Raw genomic sequence first — 14555 nt, 5'->3', positions numbered from 1 at the left:
CGGTGCGTCCGACATCGGCGCGCCCGTGCTCAGCCCGCCGGCGGCAGTTGTCCGCGCCGGTATTCCGGCATCGCCGCGATCATCTCGCCCAGCGAATGCGCCAGTGCGTGTTCGGCCAGCAGCGCGGCATCGGCGCCGCGCTGCAGCAGGTGCTTCACCGCGGCCTCGCTGTGCGCGCGCGCCAGCACCGGGATCGGGTGCGGCCCGGACTTCAGCTGCTGGGTGACCTTGCCGGCCTCCAGCGCGTCGGGAATGGTCAGCACCGCGAGCGAGGCGTCCAGCGGCATCGCCTCGGCCAGCACGTCGTCGTCGGCGGCGTTGCCGCGCACCGCGGCGTGGCCTGCGGCGCGGGCGTTGATCACGCGGTCGCCGTCGGTGTCGATCACCAGGAACGGGATCTCCGCGCGCTGCAGCACGTCGGCCAGCTTGGTGCCGACGCGGCCGTAGCCGACCAGCAGCACGTGGCCCTGCGGCGGGCGCGTCGCGGTGGCGACGGGCAGGTCCGGCTCGCGGGTGTAGCGCGCCATCGCGGCGAACAGCAGCGGGTTGACCACGATCGAGAGGATCGCGCCGGCGAGGATCAGGTCGCGCGCGGCTTCCGACAGCACGCCCAGCGCCACGCCCAGCCCGGCGAGGATGAAGGAGAACTCGCCGATCTGCGCCAGGCTGGCGGCGATGGTCAGTGCCACGCGGTTGGGCCGCCCCAGCAGGCGCACGACCGCCCAGGCCGCGATCGACTTGCCGACGATGATGATCCCCAGCGTCTCCAGCACCTGCAGCGGCTGGCGCAGCAGGATGTGCGGGTCGAACAGCATGCCGACCGAGACGAAGAACAGCACCGCGAACGCGTCGCGCAGCGGCAGCGAGTCTTCGGCGGCCTTGTGTCCGAACGGCGATTCGTTGAGCAGCATGCCGGCGAAGAACGCGCCGAGCGCGAACGACACGCCGAACAGCGACGCCGCGCCGAACGCCACGCCGGTGGCGCTGGCCAGCACGAACAGCGTGAACAGCTCGCGCGAGCCGGTGCCGGCGACGCGCTCCAGCAGCCACGGCAGCACGCGGCGGCCGACGATCAGCATCAGCGCCACGAACGCGCCGACCTTGGCGAACGTCACCAGCAGCGGGCCGAGCAGGCCGCCCTCGCGTGCATCGCCGCCGCCGGCGAGCGCCGGCACCAGCACCAGTGCCAGCACCATCGCGAGGTCCTCGACCACCAGCCAGCCCACCGCGATGCGGCCGCGGTCGGTGTCGAGCAGGCGCACCGATTCCAGCGCGCGCAGCAGCACCACCGTGCTCGCGACCGACAGCGACAGGCCGAACAGCACGCCCTCGGCGTTCGACCAGCCCAGCCGCGTGCCGAGGAACCAGCCCATCGCGGTGGCGGCCGCCATCTGCACGAGTGCGCCAGGCAGGGCGATGCGGCGCACCGCCATCAGGTCGCGGAAGGAGAAGTGCAGGCCGACGCCGAACATCAGCAGGATCACGCCGATCTCGGCCAGCTGCGGCGCCAGCGTCTGGTCGCCGACGAAGCCCGGCGTGTACGGGCCGGCGATCACGCCGGCGAACAGGTAGCCGACGATCGGCGACAGTCGCAGCCGATGCGCGATCAGGCCGAAGAAGCACGCGAGCACGAAGCCGGCGCACAGCATGGCGATGAGCGAGGTGTGATGGGGCATGCCTGCACTATACGGAACGGTCGCGGTGCTCCCTGTCTGCGTGTTCAGGCGCGACCGCGGTCACGGCGCGGCGTGCCGACGGCGGTTCCAGCCCGGATTTGCTGCTGTGCAGAATGACAGCCGCCCCGGCGCCCCCCTACAGTCCGGTCGCCATTCGGTACCGTATTGAAACGGGTTGGAACAGGTTGGCCTGGCCCGCGGTAGCCCGAAGCGGCATTCCCTTTCATTTTCATTGATCGAAAACGACTCCCAGGAGGGGCGGATGAATCGTCGGACGTGGGCTCGCCTGTTGGCGACCCTGATGCTGTGCCTGAGCGCGATGGTCGCCAACGCGCAATCGACCTATACCCAGACCAAGAACCCGATCGTGCTGGTGCACGGCCTGCTCGGGTTCGACTCGATCCTCGGCGTCTACGACTACTGGTACGGCATCGGCGACGAGCTGAAGGCCGGCGGCGCCAAGGTCTACACCGCCAGCGTGTCGGCCAGCAATTACTCGGAAGTCCGCGGCGAGCAGCTGATCCGCGACCTCGACCGGCTGCGCGCGGTCACCGGCGTGCAGAAGTTCAACCTGATCGGCCACAGCCATGGCGGCCCGACGGTGCGTTACGTCGCGTCGGTGCGCCCGGATCTCGTCGCCTCGGTGACGGTGCTGGGCTCGCCGAACACCGGCGCGCCGATGGCCGACCTGCTGAGCACCACGCTGCCGCCGGGCTCGCCGCAGCGCAACCTCGTCGCCGGCTTCGTCAATGCGTTCAGCAGCTTCCTCGGCGCGCTGTCGGGCAACACCGATCCGCAGAACGCGCTCGGCGCGCTGGCCTCGCTCAGCACCGCCGGGTCCACCACGTTCAACCAGCGCCATCCACAGGGCAAGCCCACGACCAGCTGCGGCAGCGGCCCGGAAACGGTCAACGGCATCCGCTACTACTCGATGAGCGGTACGTCGGTGCTCACCAACATCCTCGACGTCGGCGACGGCCTGCTGGGCGCCGGCAGCCTGGTGTTCGGCACCGAGTCGAACGACGGCCTGGTCGGCCGCTGCTCGTCGCACTGGGGCGCGGTGCTGCGCGACAACTACCCGTGGAACCATCTCGACGAGGTCAACCAGGTGTTCGGCCTGCGCGGGCTGTTCTCCTCCAGCCCCGCGAGCGTGCTGCGCGCGCATGCGAACCGCCTGAAAACGCTCGGTCTGTGAGCGGACGGCGACGACCGATTGTCATTGCCATCGCCGCGGTGCTGGGCATCGCGGCGATGGCCGGCGGCTGGCGGGCGATGCATCCGGTCACGGAGGCGTCGCCGACCGGCGAGGCGCGCGATGCGGCGATGTCGCCGGTGACGGACGCGGGCATGTCGCCCGCGCCGTCGTCTTCCGGCGCCGCCGCCGATTTCTCGATGGCACGGAGTTCGCTGCGCGGCAGCGAGGTCGACGGCGGGCTGTCGGTCGATGCCGCCGGCCGGGTCGTGCCCGACATGGCGATGCGGCGGCTGTTCGACTACCACCTCAGCCTGATCGGCGAGCGCGACCCGGCGCAGATCCGGCAACTGCTCCAGACCCATCTCCAGCAGCACCACGGCGCGACGCAGGCGGCGGAAGCGCTGGCCTACTTCGATCGTTACGCCGCCTATCTCAAGCGACTGGCGGACGCACGCATCGACGCGCTCGCCAGTCCGCAGGACCGCTTCGACCGGACCGTGGCCCTGCGCCGCGAGCTGCTGGGCGAAGCGCTGGCGACCGCGTTCTTCGCCGACGAGGAAGCGCTGGGCCGGCTGACGCTGGCGCGGATGCGCATCGCCGGCGACACCACGCTGTCGGCCGACGAGAAGGCGCGGCGGCTCGCCGCGCTGGATGCCGACGCCGGCTACGCGCAGCGGCAGGAGGCCGACACCGCCAGCCTCGTCGCGGCGCAGGACGGCGAGCTCGCGCGCACGCATGCCGATCCGCGCCAGCGCGCGGAGGCGCGCGAGGCGCTGTGGGGCAAGGACGCGGCCGAACGGCTGGCGAAGCTGGACGAGGAGCGCGCGCGCTGGGACGCCCGCATCGCCGACTACCTGCAGGCACGGGCACGCATCGACGCCGACCCGCGCCTGTCCGAGGCCGCCCGCGTGCAGGCCCGCGCGGCGCTGCGCGCGCAGCGCTTCGACGCCGCCGAGCAGCGGCGCATCGTGTCGCTGGAAGCGATCGGGCAGCTCAAGCCCGGCGGCTGAGCGCTTCGCGCGTCGCCCTGCGTTCCCCGGAAACGAAACGGCCCCCGCGAGCGGGGGCCGTCGTCGTCGTGCATCAGGCGAAGCGGTTTACCACTTGAAGCCGATGCGGCCGTAGACGTACGCGCCGTTGAAACCGTTCGGCGACGTGGCGCTGTAGGGCAGCTGGCCGTTGGTGGCGTTGGCGAACAGCACTTCGTCCGGGTACGAATCCAGCACGTTGTCGGCACCGAGGGTGAAGTCCCAGTTGCGCAGGCGCCAGGTGCCGGCCAGGTCCAGCGTCCACTGCGGATCGAAGGTCTGGTCGCGCGAGGTGTCGGCCGGGTTGTTGCCGAACAGCACGCTGAACTTGCCGTAGCGGGTGGCGTTCGCCGAGAACTTCCAGTTGCCCAGGGTGTAGACGCCGCCGAGCTGGAACTTGTCGCTGGGCGCGCCGACCGTGAGCCGGCCCACTTCCACGCGGCCGATGCGCACCGCGGTCGGGTCGATCGCGGTGAGGGCGGCCGGGTTCGGCGCGATGCGCTCCACCGTCGTCTTGTTGTGGTTGTAGCCGGCGGTGAGGTCGAGGCTGCCGTCGCCGATCAGCCAGCGGTAGGTGCCGATGACGTCCACGCCGCGGGTGCGGGTGTCGATGGCGTTGGTGAAATAGCGGCCGCCGCCCAGCGCCGGGTCGACGTTGGCGTTGAGGTAGGCGCGCACCGCGGTGGAGGTCAGGTTCTCCGACAGCATGATGCGGTCGTCGATCGAGATCTGGTACGCGTCGATGGTGACGTACAGGTTCGACACCGGCTTCAGCACCAGACCGAGGCTGAGGTTGCGCGACTTCTCGGGCTTCAGCGGCTCGGCGCCCAGCGCGATGGCGGCGGGATCATTGACGCGGAAGGTGCGGATGTCGAACGGCACGCCGCCGATGAAGTTGGTGGCGGTCGAACGGAAGTACTGCTGCTGCAGCGACGGCGCGCGGAAGCCGGTCGATACCGTGCCGCGCAGGGCGACGGCGTCGCTGAAGTCGAAGCGGCCCGACAGCTTGCCGGAGGCGGTGCTGCCGAAGTCGCTGTAGCTCTCGTTGCGCGCGGCGAAGCCGAGGTTGAAGCGGTCGGTGATGTTCGATTCGAGGTCGAGGTAGGCCGAGTAGCTTTCGCGGCTGAAGTCGCCGGCGTCGGAGGGGCGGAAGCCCGGGAACACCTGCGAGCCCGACGGCGCCGGCGTGCCGCCCGGCAGCAGCACGCCGCCGTTGACGTAGGACGACAGCTCGCCGGCCGACTGGCGGAAGCCTTCGCCGCGCCATTCCAGGCCCCACGCCACGTTCAGCGGCCCGGACAGCCACTTCACGTCGAAGCCGCGTGAGACGTCGAGGTTCAGCACGTGCTGGGTGATCTGCAGGTCGCCGGCGTCGAACTTGGTCGGCGAGGTCGGGCCCAGGCTGCGGTTGAGGCTGTGCTCGACGCCGAAGCTCAGGTCGTTGCGGCCGTAGTTGACGCTCAGGTCCACGTCCCAGTCGAGCACGGTCAGGCCGCGCAGGCCGACCACCGCGGCGCGGTCCTCGGCGATGTTGCGGATCTGCGGCAGGAAGCCGTCCGGATAGATCGCCGGGATGTTGCGGGTGTCGGCGGCGGTGCGGAAGAAGCCGTTGGACAGCGCGTCGCGGCGCGCGGCGTTGGCGAAGCCGTAGAAGGTCAGGGCGTCGTTGACCGGCAGCTCGGCGTTGGCCGAGAACGAATACTGTTCGATCTCCGGATCGCCGAAGCGCTGCACGACCTTGCCCGGCGGCGGCGCGGTGGCCGGCCAGGTGGTGACGCCGGGGGCGAGGCGGTACGGACGGGCGCGGTCGGTCTGGTCCTGGTTGCGGCCTTCGGCGGCGAGGTGCACGAAGCCCTCGGCGCCCAGCTTCAGGCCGATGTCGCCCGACAGCTGCACGTTGCGGCCGTCGCCGGCGCTGTACTGGCCGGCGACCAGCTGCGCGCTGCCGCCTTCGTCGCCGTTCTTCAGCACGATGTTGATCACGCCGGCGATGGCGTCGGAGCCGTACTGCGCCGAGGCGCCGTCGCGCAGCACTTCGACGCGCTGGATGGCGGAGATCGGGATGGCGTTGAGGTCGACCGGCGAGGAGCCGCGGCCCTGGCTGCCGTTGAGGTTGATCAGCGCGGTGGTGTGGCGGCGCTTGCCGTTGACCAGCACCAGCACCTGGTCGGGCGCGAGGCCGCGCAGCTGCGCCGGGCGGACGGCGTCGGTGCCGTCGGTGATGGCCGGGCGCGGGAAGTTCAGCGAGGGCAGGGCGCGCGACAGCGCGTTCGCCAGTTCGGTGGTGCCGGTGGCTTCCAGCGCCGCCGGGGTGATCACGTCGATCGGCGACGGCGAGGTGGCGACGGTGCGGGTCGAGGTGCGGGTACCGGTGACGACCACGGTTTCGAGACTGCTGTCGTCGGTGGTCTTGTCCTGGGTTTCGGCCTGAGATTGGGCCTGGGCCAGGACCGGCGCGGCGTTCAGCGCGAGCAGCAGGCCCAGCGTGAGGGGATGGCGGATCATGACGGGTTCCTTGCGTGGGGGTGACAGAGCTGTCCGACCCCGGTGTAGCACAGGGCTTTCCGGGGGGTCAACGCACGCATCGGCATGAAAAGATGTCCGTCACGTTCGGTGGCGGCCCGGCGTACAATCGCCGGCCGCCCGCCGCCGCGGGTCCCGCGTTCCCTCTTCTCGCCCGCATCCCCATGATTTCCTTCCGCAATTTCGCCCTGCGCCGGGGCGAGCGCCTGCTGTTGTCCGATGTCGACCTGACCATGCATGCCGGTTGGCGCGTGGGCGTGGTCGGCCGCAACGGCACCGGCAAGTCCTCGCTGTTCGCGGCGCTGATGGGCGAGGTCGAGCCCGACAAGGGCGATCTGGACCTGCCGGGCAAGGCGCGGATCGCCAGCGTGGCGCAGGAAACGCCGTCGCTGCCGGACCCGGCGCTGGACTTCGTGCTGAGCGGCGACGCCGCGGTGCACGCGGCGGTGCAGGCCGAGGCGAATGCGTTCGCGGCCGAGGACTGGGAAGCCGTCGCCGAGGCCCACCACCGGCTGGAAGAACTGAACGGCTACGACGCCAGCGCCCGCGCCGGCAAGCTGCTGCACGGCCTGGGCTTCCCGGCCGAGACGCATCCGAAGCCCGTGTCCGACTTCTCCGGCGGCTGGCGCGTGCGCCTGAACGTGGCGCGGGCGCTGATGACGCCCAGCGACCTGCTGCTGCTGGACGAACCGACCAACCACCTCGACCTCGACGCCGTGGTCTGGCTGGAAGACTGGCTGCGCCGCTATCCCGGCACGCTGCTGGTGATCTCGCACGACCGCGAGTTCCTCGACAACGTCGTCACCCACATCCTGCACCTGCACGACGGCAAGGCGAAGCTGTACGTCGGCAACTACACCCAGTTCGAGCGCCAGCGCGCCGAGCACCTGCGGCAACAGCAGATCGCGTTCGAGAAGGAACAGGTCGAGCGCGCGCACCTGCAGAAGTTCATCGACCGCTTCAAGGCCAAGGCGAGCAAGGCCAAGCAGGCGCAGTCGCGCATGAAGCGGCTGGAGAAGCTGGCCGGCACCGAGGCGGTGCGCGCCGAGCGCGAATTCCGGATCGAGTTCCCGGCGCCGGCAAAGATGCCGTTCGCGCTGATGCGATTGAATGACGCGGACTGCGGCTACGCATTGAAGCCCCTCTCCCCCCGGGAGAGGGGTTGGGGAGAGGGCCCCGGGCAGGCGTCGCCTTCGGCGGCCGCCGCACCCTCATCCGGCGCTGCGCGCCACCCCGGATCGAGTCCGGGGCAGGCGCTTCCCCCGGAGGGAGAAGGAGAAGCCAAGACGATCCTCCACGATGTCGGCTTCGGCCTGGAGGCGGGCGACCGCATCGGCCTGCTCGGCCCCAACGGCGCCGGCAAGTCGACGCTGGTGAAGACGCTGGTCGGCGAACTGCCGCTGCTGGCGGGCGAGCGCTACGCCCATCCGGACCTGCGCATCGGCTACTTCGCGCAGCACACGGTGGAATCGCTGGTGGCCGGCACCTCGCCGATCGACCACCTGCGCGAGCTGTCGCCGGACACCGCCACGCAGGCGTTCCGCGACTTCCTCGGCAAGTGGTATTTCCCCGGCGATCGCGCGTTCGAGAGCATCGACGGCTTCTCCGGCGGCGAGAAGGCGCGGCTGGCGCTGGCGCTGATCGCGTGGCGGCAGCCGAACGTGCTGCTGCTGGACGAACCGACCAACCACCTCGACCTGGACATGCGCGAGGCGCTGGCCGAGGCGCTGAGCGACTTCGAGGGCGCGATCGTGATGGTGTCGCACGACCGCCACCTGATCGGCCTGGTCTGCGACACGTTCGTGCGCGTCGCCGACGGCGTGGTCGAGCCCTTCGACGGCGACCTCGACGAATACGCCGCCTGGCTGCGCACCCGCGCCACCGCCGATCCGAAGAAGGGCGACGCGAAGAAGGTCGAAGCGAAGCCGGCCGTGGCGCCCCCGGCCCCGGCACCCGCACCTGCGGCGCCGGCGAAGAAGATCAATCCGCACAAGCTGGCGAAACTGGAGGCGCGCGTCGCCGAACTGGAAGCGCGGCTGGCGGCGATCGAAGTGGAGCTGGGCGAACCCGCGGCCTATGCCGATGGCGGCAAGCGCGCCGCCGATCTGGGCCGCGAGCAGCAGACGCTGCGCGCCGAACTGGACGCGGCCGAATCCGAACTGCTGGCGCTGTACGGCTGAGCGCCGTGCCCGGCGCGGCTCAGCCGACCACGCGCAGCTGCGGCGCGGTCGCGGCGGCGGTGTTCGTCCGCTCGTAGAGGGCGTACAGCGACATTTCCTCCAGCTCGATGCGGTCGGCCAGCAGCGACGCGACCACGTCGAGATCGCGCATGAATGCCTCGCGGGTCGAGGTGGTCACGTAGATGCCGTCGTAGTGCTTCACGAACAGCAGCGCGAGGCGCGCGATCCCGGCCATGCGCGCGTGTGCCCGCTCCAGCCGCTGCCGTTCCGGGGCGTCGTTTTCCAGCGCGTTCAGCACCGGGCCGTAGAAGTGCGCATCCTCTTCCGCGATGTGCCGCACCACTTCGTCGCGGAAGCGCAGCAGTGTGCCGGGGATCCGTGCGTACTGCCGATGGATCGCGAGATCCTCGAGCCGTCCCAGCAGGTCCTTCAGGAGCGCGTGGTCGGCGACGAGATGCGCGATCAGCGCGGGATCGTGGCCGGTCGGGGGCGACGCGTCCGCCGGGGTGCGGGTGTCGTCGCGGGCGGCGCGTGCTTCGGTGGAGCGGCTGTTGAACGTGAACATCGATTCGACCTCGCGGGCGTGGGGCGCCGGTGGAATTGCATGGATGTGATTCCGATCGTCGATCGCGGCGGCGTCGCTGCGCGTTCGCTTCGATGACCTTCCGGGCGATGCCGAGCTTCCGACGTCGTGTTCCCTTGCTTCGGATAAGAGCAAGCGCGGTGCCAGATCGCGCCGCATTTTCGTGCAATCGGTTGCAGTTCCTGCATTGCAGTCTGCACGTTGGACGCATTTTCGCGTGCGGATCGCTGCGTCGCCCGTCATGTGCGACGCAGCGGGGTGGATGCGAATCGTTGCCTGTTGCGTTTCTCGAACGCGCCGTGCCCACGAAAGACAACACGCGATGTGCCTGGATTCCACAACGCGTCGAGGTGTGTGACGCAACGCGGCAGATCGGTCGGAATGCATGCTGTCCCGCGTCGATGCGGGACAGAGTTGGCCGGTTTGCGTCGCTTCGATACGTGCGACGGATCGTCTTCGTCAGGAAGATCGATCACGCCTCGCCATTGCGGCGGGCGGAACGGCATCGCGGGCGCGGCATCGGCCACGCCCGCGATGCGGAGGACTCACTTCGCGATCAATACCAGCAGCGAACGGCCCTGCAATCCATAGACGGTGAATTCACCGCCGATCAGCGTTTCCGAACCCGGCACGACGACGGTGTTCGGGCCTTCGTTCCAGGTCGCGGTGTCGGTGACGCGATACCACTGCTTGCCGGTGCCCGGCCACGGCAGGGTGAAGTTCACGTTGCCCGACCAGCCGTTATAGGCGACGTAGATCGCGCTCGCGCTGTCGCCGAACTCGCTGCCGTCGACGCGCCAGGCGATGGCGTGGTTGCTGCTGCTGCCGAAGTAGGCCGCATCCGCGACGCCGCCGTCCGGCTTGAACCAGCGCAGCTGCTCCATCACGTTGCCGTTGGTGTCGGAGGCCGAATAGAAGTTGGTCGGCCGCAGCGACGGGTGCGCCTTGCGGAACGCGATCAGGCGCGAGGTGAACGTCTGGTGGTTCGCCTCGATCGCGCTGCGCGTCCAGTACAGCCAGTTCGCCGGCGAGTCGAGGTTGTAGGCGTTGTTGTTGCCGAACTGCGTGCGCAGGGCCTCGTCGCCGCCGGTGAACATCGGCACGCCGGCGCTCAGCAGCATGAACGCCATGCCGGTGCGTGCCGCGCGGCGCTGGTCGAGCACCACGCCGCCCTGATCCCAGCTGATGTTGTTGTCCTCGCCGCCATCGGACGGGCCGTACGGCCACGCCTGGCTGTTCTGCTTGCTGTTGTAGGCGTAGAGGTCGTTCAGGGTGAAGCCGTCGTGCGCGACCATGAAGTTGACCGAATGCCACGGCTTGCGGCCGTCGTCGCCGTAGAGGTCGGACGAGCCGGCGAAGCGCGAGGCGAGGGTGCCGGTGGTGACGACCTCGACGCCCATCTTGTTCTGCTTCTTGCGCATGGCGTCGCGGAAGGCGCCGTTCCACTCGGCCCAGCCCGACGGGAAGCCGCCGACCTGGTACGAGTTGCCGCCGATCGCCCACGGTTCGGCGATCAGGTCCAGGCCGCTGCCGCCGCCGGCCGGACGCGGCGGCAGTTCGGTGACGATGCGGTTCAGCGCGTTGCCGCCGTCCATCTTGTCGAAGTTGTAGCAGCCGTGTTCGCAGGTGTTGCCGAGCACCGAGGCCAGGTCGAAGCGGAAGCCGTCGACGCCGAGCGTGTCGCGCCAGTAGGCCAGCGAGTCGACGATCATGTTCTGCGCGATCGGGTTGTGGGTGTTGTAGTTGCCGCCCACGCCGGTGTTGTCCCACGAGTACTGCAGGTTGCTGGTCAGCGAGTAGTAGGTCGGGTTGTCCAGGCCCCGCCACGACAGCAGGTTGTAGACGGTCAGGCCGTCGGTGCCGCCCCATGCGCCGCCTTCGCCGGTGTGGTTGTAGACCACGTCGATGTAGACCTTGATGCCGGCGTCGTGGAACGCCTTCACCATCGCCTTGAACTCGCGGGTCGGGCCGCCGGCGGTCTTGTCGGACGAATAGCGGCGGTCGGGCGCGAAGTAGTTGAGGGTCATGTACCCCCAGTAGTTGTCGCCGGCGTCGGAGTTCGGATCGATGTCGTTCTGGTCGTTCTGGGTTTCCTGCACCGGCAGGAACTCCACCGCGGTCACGCCGAGGCCGGCGAGGTACGACGCCTTCAGCGCGGCGCCGGCGTAGGTGCCGCGCTTGGCCAGCGGCACCGAGGTGTCGTTCATGGTCAGGCCGCGGGCGTGCACTTCGTAGACGACGTCGTCCTTGAAGGCGCGCGTGGGCTTGGTGCCGAACGAGGTGGCGTCGGTCGCCAGCACGACGCCCTTGGGCGCGCAGGCGCCGCTGTCGAGGTTGCGGTAGGTGGCGCCGGACGCGTAGATCGTGCCGCTGGTGCAGGTGGCCGTGTTCGGGTCCTGGCTCATCTCGCGGGCGTAGGGATCGAGCAGCAGCTTGTTCGGATTGAAGCGGTTGCCGTTGGCGTCGATGTCGGTCACGAAGCCGGTCGCGCTGCCCTTGGTCCAGGCGCTGCTGTAGGTCCAGTTCGGGCCCCAGGCGCGGTAGCCGTAATAGACCGGGCCGGTGATGCCGTAGGTGGTCTGCAGGGTCGCCACCGACACCGTCTTCGACCAGACGTTGGCCGCGTCCTTGGTCATCACGTAGCTGACCTTCTCCTGCGCGCCCGAGGCGGTCTTGTAGATCCAGACCTCGATGCGGGTGGCGCGCGAGGAATACACGCGGAAGGTGATGTTGCTGTTGGTGGCGTCGTATTTCGCGCCGAGGTTCTGCGCGTTGATCGCCGCGTGCGCGGCTTGCGGCAATAGCGCCAGCCATGCTGTCAGCAGCAGCGCGCCGACGGTCCTGATCCAGTGCTGCATCGTCGTGTTCTCCGGGAAGTGGGGGCGCGCGGGTCCTGCGCGCGCCGGCACTATCGCCGGATGTGCGAACGCACATCGCGGTCGCGCCCGCCCTCGCGGGCACGTGCAAACGTATTCACCTTGAGGGCCCGACGAGGGCCCCGGCGCGCCGCTCGTGCGCCTCCGTGCGAGGCCTGCGCTTGAAATCGGTAACATGGACGCCAGATTCCCCACCCGTTCCGAGCCTTTCTCCGCGCCCATGCCCATCTATGCCTTCGCGTGCGACGCCTGCGGCCATGCCTTCGACCGCCTGCAGAAACTCTCCGACCCCGATCCCGAGACCTGTCCGGCCTGCGGCGAGCCGCGCGTCCGCCGGCAGCTGACCGCGCCGGCGTTCCGCCTTTCCGGCAGCGGCTGGTACGAGACCGACTTCAAGAAGGACGGCGACCGCAAGCGCAACCTCGTCGAGAAGGGCGACGCGCCCAAGGCCGAGTCGGCCCCGGCCGCGAAGGCCGAGGCGGCTCCCGCGCCCGCCCCGGCGCCGGCCACCAAGCCCGCCGGCACCTGACCTGTCGTTCGGCGCAATGAAAAAGCCCCGCACCGGCGGGGCTTTTTCGTGGGCGCTGCGGGTCCCGGGCGTCAGTGCACGCCGAACCGGCCCCGGCAGCCTTCGTCGACCCACAGCCCGCCGCGGGCGTCGTAGCCCCAGCTGCGGCCCTGGGTGCAGGGCGACTTCGACAGCGTCTCCAGCAGCACCGGGCGGCCGCGGCGGGCGTCCCAGCTGCAGCTCTGGCGACGGCCGTTCTCGCTGCCGCAGGTGGTACTGTAGCGGCCGTTGCTCTGGCCCACACGGAACACGCCGCGGCAGCCCTTGTCGACCCAGATCGAGCCGTTGCCCTGGCCCCAGGTGCTGCCCTCGCGGCAGGGGGCGTCGGACAGCTGGCGGATCAGGTCGGCGTTGCCGTAAAGATCGCGGCCGCAGGTCTCGTGGTGGCCGTCGGCGCTTTCGCAGCGGATTTCCTTGCCCGAGAACTGCGGCCCGAACTCGGCGCGGCAGCCGCCCGCCACCCAGACCTTGCCCGGGGCCGAGCCCCAGGTGCGGCCGGCGATGCAGCCGGTGTCGGACAACTGGCGCAGCAGCCGGGTCTGGCCGGGCCAGGACACCTTGCAGGTCTCGCGGCGGGTGTCCTTGCTCTCGCAGCGCACGGTGTCCTTGTCGAACAGTTCGGCGCGGGCGGCGGGGGCGACCGGCGCGGTGGCGGCCAGCGCGAGGAGGAGGACGGAGAGGAAGCGGAAGGTCGTCATGCGGTGCGGCTCCGGAAAGGCGGGAAGCGGGTCAGCGCGGCGCGAACACGGCGCGGCAGCCGTAGTTCACCCACAGCTTGGCGCGGCGGTTGTAGCCCCAGGAATAGCCCTGCTGGCAGCTGCGGTCGGACAGCTTCTGCAGCAGGCGCGGCGCGCCGCGGCTGTGGTCCCAGGTGCATTCGTTGAACTTGCCGTCCACGCTCTCGCAGGTGACCTTGTAACCGTCACGCGAGCCGTCGCTGACCTTGAACATGCCGCGGCAGCCGAGGTTCACCCACAGCTTGCCGTTGCGCAGGCCGAAGTTGCGATCCAGGGTGCAATGCGTGTCCGAGAGCTGGCGCACCACTTCCGGCGTGCCGTACAGCCTGTCGCCGCACTCGTGGTATTTGCCGTCCAGGCTCTCGCAGCGGATCTGCGAGCCCGCGGTCTCGCCGTCGACCGAGGCGAACAGCGCGCGGCAGCCGCCGGTCACGCGGACCTGGCCCGGGGCGGTCCACCAGTTCTGGTTGGCCACGCAGCGGGTGCCGGAGAGCTGGCGGATGATCTTGGACTTGCCCGACCACGGCATCGGGCAGGTCTGCATCTGGCCGTTGGTGCTTTCGCAGCGGATGCCGCCGGCGGAGGTGTCCAGTTCCTCGGTGAACTCGCCGCGGCAGCCGCCGCTGACCGTGACCTGGCCCGGCGACGACGACCAGTTCTCGCCTTCCACGCAGGCGGTGTTCGACAACTGCCGTACCAGCTTCGAGCGTCCCTGCCAGGTCGTCGTGCAGTTGCGCTGGCGGCCGTCGCTGCTCTCGCAGCGCATCGTGTTCGCCGCCGCCCCGTCGCTGACGCCGTGGCCGGCCAGCGATTCGGCGATGTCCGCGCGCACCTGGCTGAAGGTCCAGCGCGAGAAGCGCACCTGGCCCAGGTAGAAGCGCATCTGGTCGTCGGGGATGGTGCGGCCGTCGGACTGGTCGCTGTATTCCTGGGCGATCGCACGGCGCTGCGCGCCTTCGTCCAGCTCCCACAGGCGCTCCGGCGCGTAGGCCTTGGCCATGCCGGGCGCGCCGACGTCGCCGGGCGCCCCGGGTTCCTGGGCGGCGGACAGCGGCACCAGCGCGGGCGCGGCCAGCGCCGCGAGCAGCGCGAAGGCGGGCAGGGCGTGCCGGGCGTACCGGAATGGGCGGCGGAACGTGCGGCGGGGCAGAGCGGACATGCGGGTGTCTCCGTGACGGCGGGAATGGCG

Annotated in this window: 10 protein-coding genes; 4 read left to right on the top strand and 6 right to left on the bottom strand. The window is 70.0% G+C overall.

Going from position 1 to position 14555, the window contains the following annotated elements:
• Positions 1-29: 29 nt before the first annotated feature.
• Positions 30-1676 (bottom strand): cation:proton antiporter domain-containing protein, encoded by a 1647-nt coding sequence (locus ACT53Q_RS13210; RefSeq protein ID WP_476187107.1) that lies wholly within the window; start codon positions 1674-1676, stop codon positions 30-32.
• Positions 1677-1938: 262 nt separating this feature from the next.
• On the opposite strand from ACT53Q_RS13210, the gene ACT53Q_RS13205 reads away from it, so the two are divergent.
• The gene (locus ACT53Q_RS13205) at positions 1939-2871 is read left to right on the top strand and encodes an esterase/lipase family protein (RefSeq protein ID WP_476187106.1); all 933 of its coding nucleotides are present in this window, start codon (positions 1939-1941) and stop codon (positions 2869-2871) included.
• 77 nt (positions 2872-2948) lie between these two features.
• A complete protein-coding gene (locus ACT53Q_RS13200; protein WP_476187105.1) occupies positions 2949-3881 on the top strand; it encodes a lipase secretion chaperone in 933 nt (310 codons plus the stop codon).
• Between the two features lie 87 nt (positions 3882-3968).
• Here ACT53Q_RS13200 and ACT53Q_RS13195 read toward each other — a convergent pair whose 3' ends face one another.
• A complete protein-coding gene (locus tag ACT53Q_RS13195) occupies positions 3969-6404 on the bottom strand; it encodes a TonB-dependent receptor plug domain-containing protein (protein WP_476187104.1) in 2436 nt (811 codons plus the stop codon).
• A gap of 182 nt (positions 6405-6586) precedes the next feature.
• On the opposite strand from ACT53Q_RS13195, the gene ACT53Q_RS13190 reads away from it, so the two are divergent.
• A complete protein-coding gene (locus ACT53Q_RS13190) occupies positions 6587-8602 on the top strand; it encodes an ABC-F family ATP-binding cassette domain-containing protein (RefSeq protein WP_476187103.1) in 2016 nt (671 codons plus the stop codon).
• Between the two features lie 19 nt (positions 8603-8621).
• Here ACT53Q_RS13190 and ACT53Q_RS13185 read toward each other — a convergent pair whose 3' ends face one another.
• Together ACT53Q_RS13185 and ACT53Q_RS13180 are read right to left on the bottom strand one after the other, a co-directional pair.
• A complete protein-coding gene (locus ACT53Q_RS13185) occupies positions 8622-9167 on the bottom strand; it encodes a hemerythrin domain-containing protein (protein WP_476187102.1) in 546 nt (181 codons plus the stop codon).
• A 563-nt stretch (positions 9168-9730) separates the two neighbouring features.
• The gene (locus ACT53Q_RS13180) at positions 9731-12043 is read right to left on the bottom strand and encodes a glycogen debranching protein (protein ID WP_476187101.1); all 2313 of its coding nucleotides are present in this window, start codon (positions 12041-12043) and stop codon (positions 9731-9733) included.
• Between the two features lie 238 nt (positions 12044-12281).
• On the opposite strand from ACT53Q_RS13180, the gene ACT53Q_RS13175 reads away from it, so the two are divergent.
• Positions 12282-12590 carry an FmdB family zinc ribbon protein gene (locus ACT53Q_RS13175; RefSeq protein ID WP_476187100.1) on the top strand — a complete coding sequence of 103 codons (309 nt, stop codon included), beginning with the start codon at positions 12282-12284 and terminating at the stop codon, positions 12588-12590.
• A 71-nt stretch (positions 12591-12661) separates the two neighbouring features.
• On the opposite strand, the gene ACT53Q_RS13170 is transcribed toward ACT53Q_RS13175, so the two are convergent.
• The gene (locus ACT53Q_RS13170; RefSeq protein ID WP_476187099.1) at positions 12662-13327 is read right to left on the bottom strand and encodes a DUF3011 domain-containing protein; all 666 of its coding nucleotides are present in this window, start codon (positions 13325-13327) and stop codon (positions 12662-12664) included.
• Positions 13328-13358: 31 nt separating this feature from the next.
• On the bottom strand, positions 13359-14525 hold the full coding sequence (locus tag ACT53Q_RS13165) for a DUF3011 domain-containing protein (protein ID WP_476187098.1): 1167 nt from the start codon (positions 14523-14525) through the stop codon (positions 13359-13361).
• Between the last annotated feature and the right edge of the window lie 30 nt (positions 14526-14555).

The organism is Lysobacter sp. DMC97, from assembly GCF_056313745.1.
Note: the sequence above shows the minus strand (reverse complement) of the source record. Positions and strands in the feature narration are given on the sequence as shown.

Bases quoted from the DNA above. Each gene is read 5' to 3' on its own strand.
- ACT53Q_RS13190 (WP_476187103.1), top strand. From the start codon at position 6,587: ATGATTTCCTTCCGCAATTTCGCCCTGCGCCGGGGCGAGCGCCTGCTG.
- ACT53Q_RS13200 (WP_476187105.1), top strand. From the start codon at position 2,949: ATGCATCCGGTCACGGAGGCGTCGCCGACCGGCGAGGCGCGCGATGCG.
- ACT53Q_RS13170 (WP_476187099.1), bottom strand. From the start codon at position 13,327: ATGACGACCTTCCGCTTCCTCTCCGTCCTCCTCCTCGCGCTGGCCGCC.
- ACT53Q_RS13205 (WP_476187106.1), top strand. From the start codon at position 1,939: ATGAATCGTCGGACGTGGGCTCGCCTGTTGGCGACCCTGATGCTGTGC.
- ACT53Q_RS13185 (WP_476187102.1), bottom strand. From the start codon at position 9,167: ATGTTCACGTTCAACAGCCGCTCCACCGAAGCACGCGCCGCCCGCGAC.
- ACT53Q_RS13180 (WP_476187101.1), bottom strand. From the start codon at position 12,043: ATGCAGCACTGGATCAGGACCGTCGGCGCGCTGCTGCTGACAGCATGG.
- ACT53Q_RS13175 (WP_476187100.1), top strand. From the start codon at position 12,282: ATGCCCATCTATGCCTTCGCGTGCGACGCCTGCGGCCATGCCTTCGAC.
- ACT53Q_RS13165 (WP_476187098.1), bottom strand. From the start codon at position 14,525: ATGTCCGCTCTGCCCCGCCGCACGTTCCGCCGCCCATTCCGGTACGCC.
- ACT53Q_RS13195 (WP_476187104.1), bottom strand. From the start codon at position 6,404: ATGATCCGCCATCCCCTCACGCTGGGCCTGCTGCTCGCGCTGAACGCC.
- ACT53Q_RS13210 (WP_476187107.1), bottom strand. From the start codon at position 1,676: ATGCCCCATCACACCTCGCTCATCGCCATGCTGTGCGCCGGCTTCGTG.